Raw genomic sequence first — 20,944 nt, 5'->3', positions numbered from 1 at the left:
TTAGGGAAATGAGTTTCTCCCTCATTCATAGTATGACATCAATTCTGATATCTATTCATTTCTTAATTCAATTAACATATCTCTCAGTTCTGCTGCTCTTTCAAAATCAAGATCCTTGGCAGCCTGCTTCATTTCTTTTTCTAATGAAGATAAAAGCTTATCCTTTTCTTTCTTGCTCATCTTATTTTTCTTCTTCAGATAGTTAGCGCTCATCTGCTGGGTTTCTTTCGAATGCATGACCTCCTGCACCGGCTTTATGATCGTCTGTGGCGTAATATGATGCTCTTCATTAAATGCTATTTGAATCGAACGACGACGATTCGTTTCTTCGATAGCCTTACGCATGCTGTCCGTCATCGTATCCGCATACATGATGACCTTACCTTGTGCATTACGGGCAGCACGTCCGATGATCTGAATCAGAGAACGTTCACTTCTTAAAAAGCCTTCTTTATCAGCATCCAAGATCGCAATCAGCGATACTTCAGGAATATCCAAGCCTTCTCTTAACAAGTTGATGCCAATCAAGACATCGATTTTTCCTAAACGAAGATCTCGTATAATCTCACTTCGTTCGATCGTTTTGATTTCGTGGTGCAGCCACGCTACTTTCAAGTCCAGCTGTTTAAGATAATTCGTCAGTTCCTCAGCCATCCTTACTGTCAAAGCCGTAATCAATACACGCTCATTCCTTTGAATCCTTTCATTGATCTCATCTACCAGATCATCGATCTGATGCTGGGTCGGACGTACTTCTACGATCGGATCCAATAATCCCGTCGGACGGATGATCTGTTCGATTACTTCACCATGCGTCTGTTCAAGCTCATAATCGCCCGGAGTCGCAGATACATAGATGACCTGATTGATTTTCTCTTGAAATTCTTCAAAACGCATCGGACGATTATCTAAAGCACTCGGCAGACGGAAGCCATAATTTACAAGCGTTTCCTTGCGGGCCCGGTCACCATTATACATACCACGGATCTGCGGTAATGAAACATGGCTTTCATCAATGATCAAAAGATAATCATCAGGGAAATAATCCAGTAGCGTATAAGGACGCTCACCCGCCTTTCGGCCGTCGATATGCCTTGAATAATTTTCAATTCCCGAACAGAAACCAAACTCTCGTAAGGCTTCTATATCATAGCGGGTACGCTGTTCCAGGCGTTGTTTCTCTAAAAGCTTGCCTTGTTTTTCAAGCTCATCCAGCCTTTCTTCAAGCTCTTCTTCGATCGTATCGCAGGCATGGAGGATGATGCTTTTTTCAGTTGCATAACCGCTGGCCGGATAAACGACATATACGGTATAAGCATTAAGCACCTTACCGCTGACAGGCTCCACCTCACAGATTCGTTCGATCTCATCATCAAACAATTCAATGCGTAATACGTAGCTGTCCGTATGTCCCGGAGCAATTTCGATAGAATCACCCCTTACACGAAAGCTGGCTCTTTCCAGATCCGTATCATTACGATGATATTGCCGATCCACTAATTTTTTTAATAATTCTTTACGATCGATCGTTTCACCGACTCTGATCGTAAAAAACATATCCTTATATTGGGCAGGATTGCTGGCACCATAGATACAAGCAACAGAAGCGACAATGATCGTATCCCTTCTTTCTAAAACGGCATTGGTCGCTGCCATCCTCAGCATATCCAGCTCCTGATTTGTCGTCGCTGTTTTATCAATGTACATATCACTGCTTGGGATATAGGCCTCCGGCTGATAGTAATCAAAATTGGAAACGAAATATTCGACACGGTTATGAGGAAAAAATTCTTTTAATTCCGCATAAAGCTGACCTGCCAAGGTCTTATTATGAGCAAATACCAGGGTTGGTTTATTGACCGCCTGAATGACATTGCTGACCGTAAATGTCTTACCGGTTCCTGTCGCTCCTAAAAGAACCTGGCTTTTTTTACCGGATTTTATGCCCTCGATCAATTTTTCAATTGCCTGAGGCTGATCACCTTGAGGCTTGTAATTTGATACTAATTCAAAATCCATACAATGCTCCTTTCTGATGAATGAGGCATAGATACTATCTATGCCCTTTTTTATCTATTAAATTCTTCAATAGCTCGAAGCTTCTGAACATCCTTGCTCTCATCAACATGACTGACATAAATAACCTTCGACAAGATCACCGTCAAAAGTTCATCATCCAGTTCATCTTGGGCATCCAATCCATAATCCGATTCAAATTGGCGCAGTGCTTCTAACGTTTGTGTTGAAAAATAACCGTCCTGACGATCGATATCATAACCGAGATAATCCAAATAGATCTGCATCGTATGACAGGCAGATGAAACGCTGTCCACGCCCACCGTTTCGAAATCCTTCGGTGCCGGTGTCAATAAAGCGTTCGCCGTTTCTACCAAAATATCCGGTGTAATTCCGACATTATTGATCGAATTACCATTTGGTGACAACCAAATGGCTTTCGTATATTTCAACATGCTTCCATCACTGAACGGAATCGTCGTCTGAATCGTTCCCTTGCCATAAGAAACATCCCCGATGATCGTTGCATTCAGCGTTTCCTTTAAGGCAATCGCAAGAACCTCAGCAGCACTTGCCGTATCCTGATTGATCAAAACCTCGATCTGATCATATTCATAAGGCTGGATATTCGAATTGGTCCGATCCACGACAACATTTTTTTCCTTATCCTGCTCCTGAAGCACGATGCTTCCTTGAGGCAGAAAATAAGAAGCGATATCAACCACAGAAGTCAAATATCCACCGCCGTTATCCCGTAAATCGATCAATATCTTTTTAATGCCCTGTTCTTCAAAATCAGCTAAGATATCTCCAACGACCGAAGCCGTATTATCAGCCACTGTCAAAATTTCCAAAACGCCCACATCACCATCGATATAACCGTTTGCACTGGAATTCACATCCCCGCGAAGACATTCAAGATCCAACAGTTCCTTGCCCCGTTGCACGCTGATCATTACCCGGCTTCCTGCTTCACCTTTTACCGCAGCCGAAATATCTTCGATATCTTCTACCGCAACGCCATCGACCTTGCGAATGATATCACCGACCCTCAATCCTGCTTTCTCCGCAGGAGAGTCCTTGAATACCCTTAGGATGATATAGTCTTGTGTGGCCGTCGAATACTGGACGCCAATGCCCACAAATGCACCCTCCATGCTTGAAATAAACTGCTTGGCATACTCACTGTCCATATATTGTGTATAAATATCTATTTCCTGTGATGTAAGACCGTAAATGGCATCATCCAGCAAATGTGTAGGCAGGTTCTCAATTTCATTACCAAAATACCAGTACTCATTCATGATCTTAAGGATCGTATTCAATTTACTGCTTGAAATGCTCTTTGAATCCTGTGGCTCCGCCAAAAGGGTTCCTGCAGTCATCCCACAAAAAAATAAAACAACAGCTAATACGACACCCAGCGTCACCTTTATATATTTTCTATGTCTGGCACGTCTTTCATCCGGCCATTCATGCTTTACGAGTTTTACTCTTACTACCTTTTTTTCTTCGCTCATAATCATACTCCTGTGACTTTTGTATTATACCACGATTTATCTAATTATTACATCTTTCCACAACAAAAAGAATGTCACTCCACATTCTTCTCTTTGACCTCTTTAATCAGACGCTGTACATTGAATTTATTGACCAATGATTCATTGACTGAATGTAAGATCTTGGTCAACGGATCATCTGTATCTGCCTTTTGATGCTTAACCGGCTCCCCATTATAAATAGATAAGATACAAGCCTCAAGATCTTCGATATAATAATTATAGGCCTGTTCGATCGGATACGCATGAACCTGAAGCCGTATCATCTGTGTGATCTCATTCATGGAATATACCTGCTTAAAAATACATACAACGATCAAATACGCTATATGAGTGGTCGTATATCTTCTTTTTTTAGGTGCATCGACGATCCCATGCTTGACATAATTATTGATCATAGATTTTGTAATCAATTTTTCATCATTATGCGGTATGAAATCAAGCCATTCTTCAAGCAAAGTTACAACCTGATCGATATATAAGTCAATTACCGGAAGCTCCTCCCATCGCGGTAAATGTATTGATGTTTCCATATTTTCACCTTCTTTTGATAATTTTATCATACACATTTTTATTGTCAACTATTGACAATATAACATTTACAAGTTATTCTAGTATTGAATACTAGATAGTATGGTAAGGAGAAACTATGACACAAATTATCAGCGACACCTCAACTCTTTATAGCGTTGCCGTAGGCAAAGAAAAAGATTTGATCATTCTGCCTTTACAGATTGCCATTGATCAGAAAACTTATTATGAGTATGAAGAAATCACATCAGAACAGCTTCTTGAAAAAATAAGAAACGGTGCGATCCCCTCATCATCTCAGCCTTCTATCGGTGACGTATTAAATGCTTATGAATCAAATCCTGATCAGCCATTACTGAATATAACGATGGCGGATGGTTTAAGCGGTACCTATCAAAATGCAATCATGGCCCAGCAGCAATGTCCAAACCAAGACATTACCGTATTAAATTCAAAAACGCTGTGCGGACCTCACCGTTATCTTGTCAACAAAGCATTAAAATTAGCAAAAGAAGGAAAATCAAGCGCTGAAATCGTTACGGCACTCATGCCATCCATTGATAACAGCGTTTCATTCCTGATTCCTCAAAACTTTGAATTCTTAAAAAGAGGAGGCCGATGCTCAGCACTGTCAGCATCTGTTGGCGGTCTTTTGAGATTGACGATCGTCATGAAGCAATCAGATGACGGCAAGATTCTTGAGAAACATGCCGTTGCAAGAACTTATCAAAAAGCTCTGGCAAGTATCGCTGAATCCTTTAAGGAAAAAGGTGTTGATGAAAATTATATCATCACGATTTCACATGCGACAACTGAAAAACAAGTATTAGAAACAAAGGCTTATTTCCAAAATGAATTTCCAAATACAGAGATAGAGATTTATGATTTAAGCCCGGTATTCATTACCCAAGGCGGCCCCGGTTGTCTTGCTGTACAGTGTATCATGAAATAAAGATTTCGCATCAAGCGAAATCTTTTTTTAATATGGAATATAATCTTCCGGTCTTTCACGGCATACAGGTGCTTTATTGCTGCATTCCCAGCCATAAGCATGATAACTCATACCAAATGTATAATTACCTGTATTGCGAACATAGTTATATGCTTCCTCTACCGTCATCGAACCTAAATTATATAAATCGATATGTACGTGAGGTCCCGTGGAGTTTCCGGTCGAACCTCTGGCTGCCACAACCTGTCCCTGGGTCACGACCTGACCCGGTGATACCGTAATCGAATTATACTGCAGATGCAGCATATGGATCGCATATGTCGTTCCATTGACCGTACCGATGATCATGACATTATTTCCCGTAGCAGGATTTTTTGTACCTTCTACCGATGTTATATTTTGAGCAATGGCAACGATTCCGTTAAACGCTGCATATACCGGTGTTCCACGAGAACCAGCGATATCCATGCCGGAGTGTCTGGCACCTCCAAAACTGGCAGGATAGTACCATGTTCCTGCTGAACGGTAACCTGATACGACCATACCAAAGCCGGTAGTATCTGAAATATCACCATCTCCGACACTGAATGACGGCATGCTGTTACGTATAGAATTTACAGTAGATTCCAAACGGCTATATTCATCCATCAAATCTGCTTCTTTTTCATGTTGTTCCGCAATCAACTGATTCTGATAACTTTCAAGAGCGGCAAGATCATTTCTTTCACTATCCAAAACCGCCTTCTGTGCTTCAACGCCTTCTTTCTGTACTTCAAGCTGATTCTGATCCAGCTCAAGCTGGGCAATATCCGCACTTAACAATTCGATCTGCTCCTGTTCAGAAGCGGTGATCTGATTCATGATGCTGAATCTGCGAATCAAATCAACGAAATCCGTAGCACCCATCAGAAAATCAATAAAACCAAAGGTTCTTTTAAACGTCTGCGTTTCCACCATACGTTCTTTGATCTGACTATCACGCTGTTCGATATCCTGCTCTTTCGCAGCAATTTCTTCTTCCAATAAAGAAATGTTTGTTTCCAGTTCACTTATTTGATTCTCAAGCGTTTGGATCTCACTGTCTTTTGCTTCGATCTGACTCTGAATATCATGCAGCACATCATATAATGCATCAATATCGCCCTGAATAGCCGCTATCTGTTCATCAAGACTGTCCATGCTGTTTTCTACGTTATTTGCCTTTTGAATCAGATAGGCATTAAATCCCTGACATGAAGCAATCAGATCCTCAGAGATACGACCGTTGCAGACACTGTACCAGTAATCTTCATCCCCGCTGTAATCGATCGCATACGCCGGCGAAATCGAATATAACAGCATTGCGCAGATAACCAATATACTGACCTTCTTTTTCATCTCTTCCACCTCAGATACTTATTAACCGCAAAGAAGCTTCCCAGCATACCGACGATCATGCCGGTCGCCAAAAGCGCTAAAGATACATATACCGCAAAAGGGATCACCGGCTGCATCCGAAACATAGGAATCAGCAGTACACCATTAAGCGCATTGTACACATAACTATAACCGAAGATCGTAAGCAATATCGGAAGGATCGCCCCGATAACTCCGATCATCATTCCCTCAATCATAAAAGGCATTTTGATAAAGCCGTTGGTAGCACCTACGTTACGCATGATCGAAATCTCACTGTTTCTTGAATAGATCGCACTCTTGATCGTATTAGAAATCAAAAATATAGCCAATACGCTAAGTGCCGCCACAAAGATACCGCCCGCAATACGAACGCCATCCATGGCTTTTACAAGCATGACAACGCTGTCACCACCATAAGCAGCATCATAGATTCCCTCAAGATCCTGCAGTTCCTTACTTACTGTTTCCAAATTATTTCCATTGTCAACCTCGATGACAAACGCATTCAACAAAGGATTTCCTTCACCCCGATAAGCAGCATATAACCTTTGCGAAGCTTCATCATCGTTATTGCCAATATAACTTTCTAATTCCTGTTCTTTATCTGAAAAAGTAACTTTGACCACATGATCCATCGCTTCTATTTCTGATTGAAGAACAGTAATTTCTTCCTGTGTCAATGTATTTTCGATCGTTGCATATATCTGCAGCGATTCTTCGATACTATATGTAAAGCTTGATACATTACCCGCAAGCACCAAAAACACCATCAGCAATGTTAACGTTACACTGACAGCACTGGCACTTGAAAAAGTCAGAGCCAAATGACGGGCAATGCTTTTAAACGCCGTTTTTGTATGATAGGGAATTGATTTAAAAAATTTAATCATTCTTTAGATATCCTCCCTTCTTTATATCAGCCACGATATACCCCTCTTCAAGCGCAATCGTCCTTTTCTTGATATTATTGACGATCGTTGAATCATGAGTCACCATGACAATCGTTGTTTTCTCCTTTTCATTGATCTTCTCTAAAAGCTCCATGATCTCCTTGGACATTTCAGGATCAAGATTTCCCGTAGGCTCATCGGCAATCAGCACTTTTGGATGATTGGCAATCGCCCTTCCGATCGTAACACGCTGCTGCTGTCCGCCTGAAAGCTCATTAGGAAAAGATTTCGCCTTATCCTCCAGCGAAACTAATTCCAAAACCTCTCTTACACGTCTGCGGATCGATAGCTTATCTTGACCGATGCACTCCATCGCAAAAGCAATATTTTCAAATACGGTAAGGCTCGGCAATAAACGATAATCCTGAAATACGATTCCTAAATTTCTTCTATATAATGGTACATGCTTATGTTTTAAGCTTCCTACATCTGTATCGGCTACAATGACCTTCCCCTCATCAGGAATTTCTTCACCATCCAAAAGCTTGATCAACGTCGATTTTCCGGATCCGGTAGGACCGATGATATAAACAAATTCACCTTCATCAATATATAATGAAATATTCTTAAGAGCATTCACACCGTTTTTATACGATTTAGAAACATTCTCTAATGATATCACTTTTATCACATCCTCCAAATTATTATAACATAGATTCCGTTTTCATGAATTCCCAAAACGACTTTTTTTCGTGGTAAATTGTGGGATATATTTGTGATAAATTACATCGATCATATCAAAACCAAACACATCCTTTTATATATTTGAAAAAGCTCTCTTTTCCATTTTATCCCGATAAAATGCCTTTTCTATCACACTCTTTCATATCCGTCCATAAATATGATCTCAACACGATGACACATAAAATACCCCGGCATGTAAATTCCGGCTATGAAAAAGACATCCTTAGATGTCCATTCATACCATTATCGTTCATTATGATTAGGAGCAATCTTTTCCAGCTCCTGATAATATGTAAATCCATTGCCGGTAACCTCCTGTGCATCTTGGACAACCAGGAAGGCATTCGGATCGATCTCATTTATAAGCTTATTTAATTTAGGATATTGCTTATTGTCAATGACAACAAGGACCACCTCACGTTCCTCCCGCGTATAACCGCCCTGTGCATGCAGCAGGGTAGCACCGCGATCAATCTCCGCAATAATGGCCTTCAACATCTCTTCATAACGATTTGAAATGATCATTACAGACTTTGTTTTCTGTCCGCCAAAGCTGATGGCCTTGTCAATCATAAACGAGCTGGCATATACAGAAATCAGACCGATCAATGCTGCTTCGATCGAATAGGTGCTGATACCTAAGACCACCGTCAGGCCATCAATGATCAGGCAAGCGGTTGACAGCGGTATATGCAGATATTTTTCCATTAACAAAGCAGGAATATCCATTCCACCTGTGCTTGAACCCGTACGGAAAACGATACCGACACCTAATCCTATAAAGACACCGGAATATAAGGAAGCTAAGATAGGACTCTCTGTTAAAGGCCTGCCTTGAACCAGATAGGTAAGTCCGCTTAAGAAAATAGGATAACAAAGCGTACTAAGCAGCGTCTTGAGGAAAAATGATCTCCCCAGCAATACCGACCCCACCAAAAACAATCCTATCGTAATGGCATTGATCAACAAAGTGGTGTCGATAAAAGGTAAAATCGGATGCAGGGCAACTGCAACACCGGCAACACCTCCTGATAAGATTTCATTTGGAACAATGAAGCAGGAAACAGACAGTGCCACAAAAAAGTTACCAACTAAAATCAAAATAATATTTAAAATCGTATCTTTCTTCATCGACATCCCTCCTTTAAAAAGAGTAGACACTGTCTACTCGATCTGTGATTTCAAATATGCGAAAATAAATCCGTCCAAGTCACCATCCATGGCTGCCTGAACATTTCCGACTTCATAGCCGGTCCTTAGGTCCTTCACCATCCGGTAAGGCTGAAATACATATGAGCGGATCTGTGATCCCCATTCTATTCGTTTTTGTTCACCCTTAATTGCCGCAAGCTTGGCTTCCTGCTCCTCAATCTGAAGCTGATACAGCCTGGACTTTAATATCAGCATCGCCTGCTCACGATTTTCATGCTGACTTCTTCCTGCCTGACAGGTTGCGGTAATACCTGTCGGCTTATGAACGATGCGTACAGCAGAATCGGTCTTATTGATATGCTGCCCGCCGGCACCGGAAGCACGATGTGTATCGATCTCTAAATCATTCGGATTGATTTCGATTTCAATCTCATTATTGAACTGAGGTACCACATCCACGCTTGCAAACGAGGTATGCCTTCTGCCACCGCTGTCAAAAGGTGAAATACGCACCAAGCGATGAACACCCTTTTCTGCTTTCAGATAACCATATGCCAGATCACCTTCAATAAGCATCGAAACCGATTTGATGCCTGCTTCTTCTCCGGCCAGATAATCCAGCACCGTTACCTTATAGTTATGTCTGGCAGCATAGCGGGAATACATGCGATACAACATTTCTGCCCAATCCTGACTTTCGGTTCCGCCGGCACCCGGATGAATTTCCAGAATCGCATTGGAATGATCATATTCATGCGACAACAAAACCTTGATCTCAAAATCTTCAAAGGTTTTCAGGCTTTCGTTATATTCCTCTTCCAAAAGATCCATCAGATCCTGATCCATCTCTTCCTTTAAAATAGCCGCTGTCTGAGCAAAGGACTCAAACGTTTCCTCCAGCTTTTTATAAGATTCCACCAGATCTTTTAGATGATTACATTCATTGATCACCTTCTGTGCAGCCCTGGCATCATCCCAAAAGCCATCCTGTTCCATTTGCTTTTGAAGCTCTGATATCTTTGCCTCTTTCTTTTCAAGATCCAGGGACTCACCCAACTGTTCCAAACGTGAACGATAGTGGTCAATTCCCTGCCTTATCTCAAACAATTCCATTATTTCTTATACTCTCTGTATCTTACTTCAATCTTCATTCTGTTGGCAAAGAATACAACTTCACGGGCAATATTTTCCATCATTTCCTCAAACATTGCATAACCCTCTTCTACATAAGCCTGCAAAGGACGGTCCTGTGCATATGAACGAAGATAGATACCGCTTCTTAATTTATCCATCGTATCAATATGGTCGATCCAGTTACGATCCATATTTTTCAAAACGATCGTCTTTTCAAAAGGAAGATAATTTTCTTTCACATCCTCGATCTTATCATTGTAGAACTTCCAATCTCTTTCAAGACACAGATCCACAACGCTCTTGAGATCCTTACCGTCAATTTCCTCTAAAGTTACCATATCTTCCGGACATCCCAATACCTTTAAACCCGCCAACAGCTGTTCACCGTTGACCTTTGAAGATTTAGGATCCGAATTATTCGCAACAACCTGATTAAAGACCCTTGTAAACATTTCATATACAACTGAATGAACGTCATCATTATTCAATACATAATCTCTCTGTTCATACATGACCTCACGCTGTTGTCTTAAGACATCATCGTATTCCAACAAGGACTTACGAATATCATAGTTCTGTCCTTCAACACGCTTCTGAGCACTTGAAATAGCCTTTGTTACCATGCTGGACTCAATCTGGGTATCTCCCATCTTTTCAAATAAGCCTTCCAGTCTTTCACTGCCAAAACGAACCATCAGCTCATCCTTTAATGAAACATAGAAGCGTGAGAATCCCGGATCCCCCTGACGTCCGCTTCGTCCACGCAGCTGGTTATCGATACGACGGGATTCATGACGTTCACTTCCTAAAACAGCCAGGCCTCCCAATGCACGCACTTCATCATTAATCTTAATATCCGTACCACGTCCGGCCATATTGGTCGCAATCGTAACAGCGCCCTTCTCACCGGCATGCTTGATGATTTCTGCTTCACGGGCATGATTCTTCGCATTCAATACCTGATGCTTGATACCTTCTTTGGTAAACATCTCCGACAATCTTTCTGAAACCTCTACCGAAATCGTACCGATCAGAACCGGCTGACCTTTTTCATGCAGCTGCTTTGCCTCAGCCATCAATGCATCAAATTTAAGCTTTGGAGTACGATAAACAACATCCGGATAATCGATACGCTGAACCGGACGGTTGGTAGGAACCACCAAAACACGCATATTGTAAGTATCTAAAAATTCTTCTTCTTCAGTCTTGGCCGTACCTGTCATACCGGCAAGCTTTTCATATAAACGGAAGAAATTCTGATATGTGATCGTAGCTAATGTTGCCGTTTCTTCCCGGATCTTACATCCTTCTTTGGCTTCCAAAGCCTGATGCAGACCATCAGAGAAAGCACGTCCTTTCATGATACGTCCCGTAAACTGGTCAACGATCACGATCTCACCATCACTAACGACATATTCCACATCCTTCGTCATGATATAATTGGCTTTTAATGCCTGTGAGATATGATGTACCAGCTGGACATGCTGAAGATCATACAAATTATTGATCTTAAACATCTTCTCTGCTCTATCCACACCGGAATCTGTTAAGTTGATCGCTTTTGACTGGACATCGATCACATAATCTTCCGGTGACAAAGATTTAGCAAAGATATCTGCCTGACGATAATAATCAGCCGTCTGCTTCTTGCCTCCGGAAATGATCAGCGGTGTACGCGCCTCATCGATCAAAATAGAATCGACCTCATCAATGATCGCAAAATGCAAGCCACGCATGACACGATCCTGTGGACGAGTGACCATATTATCACGAAGATAATCAAAACCTAATTCAGCATTCGTCGTATATGTAATATCGCACTTATACACATCCTGTTTCTGATAAATATTTAATTCTCTTTTATTTACGCCGACCGTCATTCCTAAAAATTCATAAATCTGTCCCATCCATGCCGCATCACGTCCTGCCAGATAATCATTGACCGTAATGACATGAACGCCCTTGCCTTCAAGCGCATTCAGATATACGCACATGATAGATGTCAATGTCTTACCTTCACCTGTTTTCATCTCGGCAATATCACCGCCGTTGAGGATCAAGGCACCTAAGATCTGGACATAGAACGGAAATTCGCCTAAAACTCTTTTGGCAGCCTCACGAATCGTCGCAAAGGCCTCCGGGAGAATATCATCCTTGGTTTCTCCGTTTTTAAGTCTTTCCTTAAATTCATTTGTCTTAGCCTTCAGCTCATCATCGCTCAAGGCTGCCATCGTTGATTCATAAGCAACGACTTCATTGGCTTTTTTTTCGTATTGTTTCATTATACGTTTTTCTTCATTGAATATATTGGTTAAAAATCCCATCTTCGTACCTCCATGTCTATATAGATATAGCATTACTAATTTATTATATCAAAATAATCAAAGCAATTAAACAAAAAAGTGAGGCAATGCCCACTTTTTTCAGTTATTACATTTTTTTATAGTTTGACGATATTGTGAGCCTGCGGGCCACGATCTGTTTCAACCAGCTCAAATTCAACGGCCGTATCATTTTCAATTGTCTTATATCCTTCCATCACAAGCTGTGAATAATGAAAAAATACATCCTTTCCGCCTTCGACCGTAATGAAACCATACCCCTTTTCCTGGTTAAACATCTTTACTTTTCCTTGCATAATCTTATACCTTTCTATGAAGCAACTTCATACACATCATTATAAATGTTTTTGATTCCTTTTGCAAATAAAATTCAGACAACGCTTACTTCTTTTTTTACTACATTTTTGGCCTGAAGCCCTTTTTCAATCTCGATCGGATCAAACTCTACCAAAGCGCCCTCTTCAAGAGTCTTAAACCCTGTGATCTGAATTTGTGTATAATGTACAAAATATTCCTTATTGTCATCTCCTACAATAAATCCAAATCCTTTTTCCTGGTTGAACCATTTCACTTTGCCTTGCATAATTACTCCTTTCCGCACTTTCAGTATAGGAAATTCCGTTTTCACTTACAACTGTTGTTTATCGCACATTTCGACAAAACGGGGATGCACGCTCAATGCATACGCCTCCATGATCTCATCTTTTTTTCTTAATAAAGCAGCTGCCGCAAGCAGCGTATAACCGCTTGTTACCACATCATCAAACAGATAAAAATCTTTTGCCGGAAAAGAGGTCCGTTGAATGACCGAATGGATTTTTTCCCTGTTTTGTGCACGTTGTAAGCTTTGCTTGTAATTTTTAGTTTTGATGAAACAATCGCATACCTCAACCTCACAACAAGCCAGCATTTTTTTCAGGTGATGGAAGCCTCTGCTTTTCAGCTTATCCTCACTGCTGGGCATGATCACACATTGGCGATGTCGAAATATGTCAACCATTTTTTTCCTGTATTTCCATAAAAAAACATTCTCTAAAGCCACATCACATCCTTCCTTAAATTGATATAAAAGGCTCTCCAAAAAGTCATCATACCGATAAAATGCATGTACCCTCAGATATCCATATGTATAGATACAATCATTTTTTATAAAACGATGCCGGCAATTCCCACAAATGATATCCTCTTCAAAAAGGTACTCTTTCAAGGTAACTCCCTCATCCAGTGCATTCATGCAAATCAAACAGTGATTCATTCATTTTCTGCAGTGCATAGATACATCTTTTCATTGCGTGATTTTTCCTATCGGCATAAAGAAGCGCAAATCCTTTTGGCTCCTTTGGATCCCTTCCAACACGTCCCACGATCTGAATCAGACTGGCTTCATCAAATACCGGATGTGCACTTTGTAAAACAGCGACATGAACTCCCTTAAAGGTAACGCCTCTTTCAAGAATCGTGGAGGTAAATAGTACAGTCAGCTGATGCTCTTTAAATCGTCTTAGCACTTCCTCTTTACATATCGTCTTTGACGTGAATGAAGCACACGGCATAAAAACAGACAACCATTTTCCATAAGCATCAGACATCGCAATCGCAGGTACAAAAACTAACCACTGACCACCATATTTTTTCATAAACCACAATAAATGTATCAATTGAAAATAATGCGGAAGAATGAAGCATTGGGGAACGATTAACGGATGACCATGCGGACGAGTGAATAACTCGATCATTGATAGCTTGCCACTTTCTGCTTCTCGAAGCAATTGCCGGGAGGGAGTGGCACTTAGCAGCACCTTGACACCTTTACAGGCATTCATCGCGATTGCTTCCAGCATTTCATTATCCTTGTAAGGAAATGCATCAACCTCATCAAGAATAAGAAGATCAAACGTATGATGATAACGATAAAGCTGGTGCATCGTACAAACGATCAAATCCCCATCATCAACCTCGGTATGACCTTGACAAACCGCAATGACCTTTAGCCGTGGATAAGCCTTTCGTAATCTTTCACAGATTTCTAACACCACCTGCCTTCTGGGAATCGCAAAGCCTACTTTTTTTCCTGCGTTAAGAAAGGCAGTTATCGTTTCAAAGCAGATTTCTGTTTTCCCTGCCCCACAGCAGGCATACACCAAAGAATCAATACCTCCAAGTGCATTTTCTTTAAGCCTGACAGAAGCCCTCTTTTGCGCATCTGTCAATTCAAAATTTAAATGAGCTTTTACACGGTGTTTTCTACACTTGCATGGTTTCGGTTGAATGACATCGGTTATGTTCACTCTGCCAAACTGGATACACTTACGACAATAGATCTGTTCCCCATCCTGATAAAAATATTTAGGATCTTCATTCCCGCAGCGAGGACACTGCATCTATTCACCTCCTACTCTTATATATGCACTCCATCGTCATTTTTCCCACTTTTTTTATAAATTTTTACAAAAAATTTTTTCCGCAATCAGATAAGCCCATAAACCGGACATGAAGGATTCAGACAAAAACTTGGTTTTATTAATTTTTTACTTTTAATTATTAAAATGATCATTCATATAATTTTTATCGATAATATATTCAGATAGTCATAAGCTTGAAAAAAATTCCATATAATTCATTAGTTTCTATTGACAAAGAAGTCCAAATTGGTTAAATTTATACTATCCTTTGAGGGAGTAGTTGGCTATATAGCGGTAATATCAACATACTGATGAAAATCTGGTGTTATCTTAAACAACAAGACTCATGGACAATGGTTTTTTTCTATTGTCCATGAGTTTTATTTTGGGAGGTTTACATGGACACAATTACATTAATTACTTGTGCAATCGGTTTATCAATGGATGCCTTTGCAGTTGCAATTTGCAAAGGATTGGCACTAAAGAAAATCAATTTAAAAAAACAGGCATTCGTCGGATTATGGTTTGGCGGCTTCCAAGCTTTGATGCCTTTGCTTGGTTATCTTCTAGGCATTAATTTCAGAGATTACATCACTTCGATCGATCACTGGATCGCTTTTATTCTTCTAGGTTTTATCGGTCTGAACATGATCAAAGAATCATTGGATAAAGATGAATGTGAGGACTGTGAAGATGCTTCGTTATCTTTTAGAAGCATGCTGATCTTAGCGATTGCTACCAGTATCGATGCCTTAGCTGTGGGAATCACATTTGCTTTTTTAGATGTCAATATCGTTACAGCAGTTTCATCTATCGGTATCATTACCTTTGTACTTTCAGCAATTGGTGTAAAAATAGGTCATGTCTTCGGTTCCCGTTTAAAATCAAAAGCTGAATTAGCCGGAGGCATCGTCTTGATTCTTTTGGGCATTAAGATATTACTGGAACATCTGGGTATATTTTAAAAGCACAATGCAAATGATGCATTGTGCTTTTAGCGTTTCAGATGTATTAAATATCTTTTTTAATCAAATACGATACATTTATGTATATTTATGTGAGGTCTTTCTATACAGGGGTTTGTTTTTGTATCGATACATTTAATTTTTAAGATATTTTTTGTAGAATAAACGATATTTATATTTATCAAGAAGATGCTGATTATATTGCTCTCCGCCGTCAATGTTAACACTTCTCAGAACAGGCGGCTCATAACCGTTTCGTTTCAATTGTTTAATTGTTTCTACTACGATCCAGTCATAGATAAAGGCTGTTATGATCGTAGAAGTTGGTCCTACTTTATCTGCAAGTCCTTCAACAGTTATCGTAGCATCTCCATAAACACAATGGTTATCAATGACCAGATCGGCCAGTTCATATACCATCTTTCCTGATGAATGACGCGGTGTACATTTTTCCGCAAACTTCTTGGCATAGCAGGTAATGACCTTTACACCCATATTCTTTGCATACTGGGCAATTTCTACGCTTATCGGATTACGGCTTGAATTAGAAGTAATCAAAACCAGATCATTTTCCTGCAGATCATAGTTCTGCATAAATCTTGTTCCGACACCCTCTACCTGTTCATATAATCCTCTTCCCGCTTCATCCATTGCCTTGATCGGAACCAGTCCGCCCGCACGATGGCAAAGCTCGATAGACAGGGTATGAGAATGACCGCTGCCAAACACATGAATCATTCCGCCTTTAGTGATCGTATCACAGAACATATCCACTGCTTTTTGGATATTCTCTTGTTCATTCTCCTTTACTTCCTTCAACTGATTGATAACATTATCATAATAATCAAAGCTTAAGCTCATTTTGATCAACCTCTGGCAATAATTCCTAAAGCACCTAAGATAAACATGGCAACCATGAGAATGAACGTGATCTTGATCGGCGTGATCTTTTTCTTCTGATACATCCAATAGACAACAGCCATCAATGCTACCGGCAGCAACTTAGGCATGAAAGAATTTAAAACATTTTGCAGTACGACAGCTCCTGCTGCGTCTTCAGGAACAGCACTGGTGATGACTTGAAGCGGTACACCTTGATAATCCAGCAAAAATGAGATTGGTGTAGAAACAGACAGCATGGAAGCAACCATACCACCAACGACTACCAGGCCTAAGACACCTGCACCAAAAGATAATTTATCCATCAACTCCATTGACTGAGTCAGCTTCGATCCTTGTGAGAATCCGATATTCATCAATTTCCATTTTACGATAGATAATCCTATGATCAATAACAGATCTATGATTGCCAACACGGCAATCGCAGACATGGCATTACCGCCAATAGCCATTGAAGCAGGAATTGAGAAGAAGATAGGCAAAATGATCGAAAAGTTCATGGTATCTCCGATACCTGCCATCGGGCCCATCAAAGATGTCTTGATACCTTCGATAGTTTCCCCATCAGCCTTACCGAGCTCTAAGGCAGTAACCATACCTAAAATAGGATAGGCTCCCCAAATCGTTGAGGTATTGAAGAAATGAGTATGACGCATCATGGCATTCTTCAATCCTTTTGGATCATCTTTATAAACCTCTTCTAAAACAGGAGTAATTGAATTTAAGAAGCCAATGCCTTGCATACGCTCATATGACCATGAAAGCTGAAAGGTCAAAGCACGAATATAAACTTTCTTTAATAATTCTTTTGTTTCCTGCTTACTCATTAGAATTCACCTCCAATTTGTTCAACTGCCTCATCTGTTTTATTTTCTTTATTTCTATACCATAATGTCGTATAAACGATTGCACAAACCAGGCCCAGCAAAGCAATGCCCAATGTCGGAACACCTAAATATGCACTTAATACAAATCCTAATACGACCCACCACCATTGTTTTCTAAATGGCAGATATGTTAACAGGATTACAAATCCTAAAGCCGGCATCGCTGCACCGATTGCCTGGAAGCCACTTAATATAAAGCTGTTTTCATTCAGCATCTCTACTACCTGGGCAGCAAAGGTATTTCCAAGCACACCTACGATCAATACAGGAATGATTCTTGATAATCCCCAAGGAATGACACCCAGATAGTGGGATACATGGGCCTGCTTGATATTTCCTTCAGCAGCATATTTGTCAGCTCTTTGTGCACAGAAGGAATTGAGCGTACGTGCTAATACATCAGTATTCTGCGTAATGGCAGCCATAGCAACACCTGTCGTTAAACCAATATCAGAATTGTTTGTCAAGACACCTACCATGACACCGATAACTGCTCCTGTCGTATAATCCGGAACAGCAGCTCCACCATAAGACCATACTCCCAAAGAAGTCATTTCCAGCATGGATCCTATTAAAACACCAAGCTCCACATTACCGGCAATAAGTCCGGCTGCCGTTCCTGCGATGATCGGACGATTCCAGAAACCTACACCTGTCGTAAGAACTTCCAGCTGGGCAATTGCTGCCCATATCGATAATATAATTATTTGCAGTATTGATAATTCCATTCTATACTCCTTTCATGATATCCTTAAAGCTTCTTTTCTGATCATTTGGCAACATTTGAAAATAAATATCAACATTGTTATCAATAAACCATTGAATATCTTTGATTTCCTCATCAGTAGCAAAGATTTTTTCATTCAATTTCTTGGCTCCCTCTTTAAATGTCATATTGCCAATATTTAAACTATCATATTTATTCAGCAAAGCACCTTCAAACAATTTCCTTGCATCATGTATATTTTGTGTTAACAGAAATACATTTTCATTTGGTGCCAAGCCCCTATTTAAATAACCAATGACCTTTTCCACGCTTACCATAGACAGTCTTACCTGTTTAGGTGCAGCTATTTTCAAGATCTGTTGCTGTAAAGCATTTGATGCGACCGCATCATTTGCCAGAATGATATGATTTGGATTTACTGCTTTTGACCATGATATCGCTACCTGACCATGGATCATCCGCTGATCAACACGAAAATGTACAATTGGCATCTTCTCACCTCTCTTTTTACAGGCAATCAATAAGTGACTGATATTTTTTGATCTGTTTCTGGTTTGCTTCATCCCCATCATCTAAATTGGAGCTGACATATAGAGGCGGTTTATATCCGTTCTCAACACAAATTTCAACTGTTCTCGATGTGATGCAATCCATGACCAGCATTCCTAAAATGGTACTTGTTCCGGTAAATTTACCTTGAATCTCCGGCATTTCCAGACAAGCATCTCCTAATACACACTTGATATCAATAACTAAATCAGCAACATCACATAATTTCTTTCCACTGCTATGTCTGGAAGAAACGTGACTTGTAAATTCTTTTGATGTCAGTGCAATTACTTTCATTCCTATTCTCTTCGCCTCCAGTGCCATATCAACAACACCCGCATTACGTCCTGATATAGAAACAATGATCATCGTATCTAAAGGACTTGTATTGACCTGTTGAAGATATTTATCACTAAAGCCTTCGATTCTCTCACCATAAGTACTCAGTTTTGCTTTTGGAAATAATGACAAATGCGGTATCAGCAACGCATTGACAGGGAGCAATCCCCCTGCTCTATAAAACACTTCCATCGCAAACATTTGTGAATGTCCACATCCAAACACATGGACCAGCCTTTCATTTTGAATTGAGTTGGCACAGTATTCTGCTGCCTTATTGATGTTCTCTTTTTCTTCCTGAAACTGCCTTTCCATCTGTTCTTTCACAATTTCATAAAATTCTAAGTGCTTCATCCTCCACCCCAGGCCATAATATGTGTGACCTGATCCTTTCCTCTCATAGAACTGAGATCTCAATTCAAGATTGCAGCCGCCCTGCTCTGCCGGCAAAAGATCGAGCATGCACTTACAAGTCATGAATTGATTTATATCTATACATTTGCTTTTGACAAATGTTAGATTTAAGATTAAACATTACATCATCATAACGTTATAACCAGTAACTGTTTAAATGAATCTTTACCTGTCAAGTAAAGATCCTTTCAAACTAATTTTCCAGACTTACTGTAAACTTAAAGCTGTTTCCCTTTGACACCATGGTCGAATAGCTGATGATCCGATCATTAAAATAAGAAATTCTTTTTACCAGTAAGCCATACATCGGCGATTTACATTCCAGCAACTGACATTCATGAACATTAAGCTCACAACCGCTAATCGTTTCAACGACGTGATTGATGAAAATTCCCGCCTTTGTTTCCAATGTTTTATATAACGAATATTTCTCGAAATCAAGATTTAACAGAAATTCAAATCCTTCATAAGGAAAATACGCCTTCTCTACAATAATCGCTGTCGTATCATCACATCGTAATCTCTCGATATAGATTACTTTATCTTGAATGGATAATCCAAGCTTCTGTGCAACTGCAGGTGTACATTCCATAACTTCGCGCCGGACCAGCTTGGTTTTTGATATCTTTCCTTGCTTCTCCATTTCCGAAGTAAAGCTATATACACGATTTGTTAAATTTTGAGTAACACCTTTCCCAACAACGTAAGTCCCTTTTCCTTGCACCTTCCTCAATTTACCTTGATTTTCTAATTTTGAAATTGCATTTCGAACGGTGATTCGCGACATTCCATATATTTCACAAAGCTCTCTTTCAGAAGGTATGCATTCACCCGGCTGCCATTCGTTATTCTCAATTTTCTCTTCGATCTTATCAATCAGCTGATAATATAAAGGTATTCTATCTTCATATTCCTTCTTCATAATTGCATTATAAACTTGTTATAACCAGTTGTCAATACATCAATTATATTTTTGTAACCGGTTGCATTTTTTTATATGGTAATGTTAATAAACAAAAATAATAAACAAATTTCAAAAAAAG

21 protein-coding genes are annotated in these 20,944 nt (G+C 40.0%); 2 read left to right on the top strand and 19 right to left on the bottom strand.

Features of this window, described 5'->3' with window-relative positions; all coding sequences use genetic code 11:
- Window positions 1–51: 51 nt before the first annotated feature.
- From uvrB to ACZYT3_RS10480, 3 genes are all read right to left on the bottom strand, one after another.
- Window positions 52–2,019 carry an excinuclease ABC subunit UvrB gene (uvrB, locus tag ACZYT3_RS10490; RefSeq protein WP_464088612.1) on the bottom strand — a complete coding sequence of 656 codons (1,968 nt, stop codon included), beginning with the start codon at window positions 2,017–2,019 and terminating at the stop codon, window positions 52–54.
- Between the two features lie 50 nt (window positions 2,020–2,069).
- Window positions 2,070–3,536, bottom strand: a complete 1,467-nt coding sequence (locus tag ACZYT3_RS10485; protein WP_464088611.1) for a S41 family peptidase — start codon at window positions 3,534–3,536, stop codon at window positions 2,070–2,072.
- A 74-nt stretch (window positions 3,537–3,610) separates the two neighbouring features.
- Window positions 3,611–4,108 (bottom strand): DUF1836 domain-containing protein, encoded by a 498-nt coding sequence (locus ACZYT3_RS10480; RefSeq protein WP_294561462.1) that lies wholly within the window; start codon window positions 4,106–4,108, stop codon window positions 3,611–3,613.
- 116 nt (window positions 4,109–4,224) lie between these two features.
- Between ACZYT3_RS10480 and ACZYT3_RS10475 the strand changes: the two genes are divergently transcribed.
- Window positions 4,225–5,058 carry a DegV family protein gene (locus tag ACZYT3_RS10475; RefSeq protein ID WP_464088610.1) on the top strand — a complete coding sequence of 278 codons (834 nt, stop codon included), beginning with the start codon at window positions 4,225–4,227 and terminating at the stop codon, window positions 5,056–5,058.
- Window positions 5,059–5,085: 27 nt separating this feature from the next.
- On the opposite strand, the gene ACZYT3_RS10470 is transcribed toward ACZYT3_RS10475, so the two are convergent.
- From ACZYT3_RS10470 to ACZYT3_RS10425, 10 genes are all read right to left on the bottom strand, one after another.
- Window positions 5,086–6,435 carry a murein hydrolase activator EnvC family protein gene (locus ACZYT3_RS10470; RefSeq protein ID WP_464088609.1) on the bottom strand — a complete coding sequence of 450 codons (1,350 nt, stop codon included), beginning with the start codon at window positions 6,433–6,435 and terminating at the stop codon, window positions 5,086–5,088.
- Window positions 6,432–7,346, bottom strand: a complete 915-nt coding sequence (ftsX, locus tag ACZYT3_RS10465; RefSeq protein ID WP_294561465.1) for a permease-like cell division protein FtsX — start codon at window positions 7,344–7,346, stop codon at window positions 6,432–6,434. The genes ACZYT3_RS10470 and ftsX overlap by 4 nt, the downstream gene beginning before the upstream one ends.
- Window positions 7,339–8,028, bottom strand: a complete 690-nt coding sequence (gene ftsE, locus ACZYT3_RS10460) for a cell division ATP-binding protein FtsE (RefSeq protein WP_294561466.1) — start codon at window positions 8,026–8,028, stop codon at window positions 7,339–7,341. The genes ftsX and ftsE overlap by 8 nt, the downstream gene beginning before the upstream one ends.
- 305 nt (window positions 8,029–8,333) lie before the next feature.
- Complete coding sequence (locus ACZYT3_RS10455) at window positions 8,334–9,221, bottom strand: YitT family protein (protein WP_464088608.1); 888 nt, start codon at window positions 9,219–9,221, stop codon at window positions 8,334–8,336.
- Window positions 9,222–9,254: 33 nt separating this feature from the next.
- Window positions 9,255–10,355, bottom strand: a complete 1,101-nt coding sequence (prfB, locus tag ACZYT3_RS10450; RefSeq protein ID WP_464088607.1) for a peptide chain release factor 2 — start codon at window positions 10,353–10,355, stop codon at window positions 9,255–9,257.
- The gene (secA, locus tag ACZYT3_RS10445) at window positions 10,355–12,700 is read right to left on the bottom strand and encodes a preprotein translocase subunit SecA (protein WP_294561469.1); all 2,346 of its coding nucleotides are present in this window, start codon (window positions 12,698–12,700) and stop codon (window positions 10,355–10,357) included. The genes prfB and secA overlap by 1 nt, the downstream gene beginning before the upstream one ends.
- Window positions 12,701–12,816: 116 nt before the next feature.
- Window positions 12,817–13,014, bottom strand: a complete 198-nt coding sequence (locus tag ACZYT3_RS10440) for a cold-shock protein (RefSeq protein ID WP_071441184.1) — start codon at window positions 13,012–13,014, stop codon at window positions 12,817–12,819.
- 74 nt (window positions 13,015–13,088) lie between these two features.
- On the bottom strand, window positions 13,089–13,301 hold the full coding sequence (locus ACZYT3_RS10435; protein ID WP_294561470.1) for a cold-shock protein: 213 nt from the start codon (window positions 13,299–13,301) through the stop codon (window positions 13,089–13,091).
- A gap of 45 nt (window positions 13,302–13,346) precedes the next feature.
- Window positions 13,347–13,925 (bottom strand): ComF family protein, encoded by a 579-nt coding sequence (locus ACZYT3_RS10430; RefSeq protein WP_464088606.1) that lies wholly within the window; start codon window positions 13,923–13,925, stop codon window positions 13,347–13,349.
- A 10-nt stretch (window positions 13,926–13,935) separates the two neighbouring features.
- Window positions 13,936–15,099, bottom strand: coding sequence for a helicase-related protein (locus tag ACZYT3_RS10425; RefSeq protein WP_464088605.1), 1,164 nt, complete (start codon window positions 15,097–15,099; stop codon window positions 13,936–13,938).
- A gap of 419 nt (window positions 15,100–15,518) precedes the next feature.
- Between ACZYT3_RS10425 and ACZYT3_RS10420 the strand changes: the two genes are divergently transcribed.
- Window positions 15,519–16,085, top strand: a complete 567-nt coding sequence (locus tag ACZYT3_RS10420) for a manganese efflux pump MntP (RefSeq protein ID WP_464088604.1) — start codon at window positions 15,519–15,521, stop codon at window positions 16,083–16,085.
- A 135-nt stretch (window positions 16,086–16,220) separates the two neighbouring features.
- Here ACZYT3_RS10420 and ACZYT3_RS10415 read toward each other — a convergent pair whose 3' ends face one another.
- The 6 genes from ACZYT3_RS10415 to ACZYT3_RS10390 form a co-directional block, all read right to left on the bottom strand.
- On the bottom strand, window positions 16,221–16,946 hold the full coding sequence (locus tag ACZYT3_RS10415) for an SIS domain-containing protein (protein WP_464088603.1): 726 nt from the start codon (window positions 16,944–16,946) through the stop codon (window positions 16,221–16,223).
- A 5-nt stretch (window positions 16,947–16,951) separates the two neighbouring features.
- Window positions 16,952–17,812 (bottom strand): PTS system mannose/fructose/sorbose family transporter subunit IID, encoded by an 861-nt coding sequence (locus ACZYT3_RS10410; protein ID WP_294561475.1) that lies wholly within the window; start codon window positions 17,810–17,812, stop codon window positions 16,952–16,954.
- Complete coding sequence (locus tag ACZYT3_RS10405) at window positions 17,812–18,600, bottom strand: PTS mannose/fructose/sorbose/N-acetylgalactosamine transporter subunit IIC (RefSeq protein WP_464088602.1); 789 nt, start codon at window positions 18,598–18,600, stop codon at window positions 17,812–17,814. Before ACZYT3_RS10405 ends, ACZYT3_RS10410 begins: the two co-directional genes overlap by 1 nt.
- Window position 18,601: 1 nt before the next feature.
- Entirely contained in the window at window positions 18,602–19,090 is a 489-nt protein-coding gene (locus ACZYT3_RS10400; RefSeq protein WP_294561477.1) for a PTS sugar transporter subunit IIB, read from the bottom strand.
- 16 nt (window positions 19,091–19,106) lie between these two features.
- Window positions 19,107–19,841, bottom strand: coding sequence for an SIS domain-containing protein (locus ACZYT3_RS10395; protein ID WP_294561478.1), 735 nt, complete (start codon window positions 19,839–19,841; stop codon window positions 19,107–19,109).
- 253 nt (window positions 19,842–20,094) lie between these two features.
- On the bottom strand, window positions 20,095–20,823 hold the full coding sequence (locus ACZYT3_RS10390; RefSeq protein WP_294561479.1) for a GntR family transcriptional regulator: 729 nt from the start codon (window positions 20,821–20,823) through the stop codon (window positions 20,095–20,097).
- Window positions 20,824–20,944: the final 121 nt, after the last annotated feature.

The sequence above is a fragment of the Traorella sp. mt218 genome (assembly GCF_055420025.1).
Note: the sequence above shows the minus strand (reverse complement) of the source record. Positions and strands in the feature narration are given on the sequence as shown.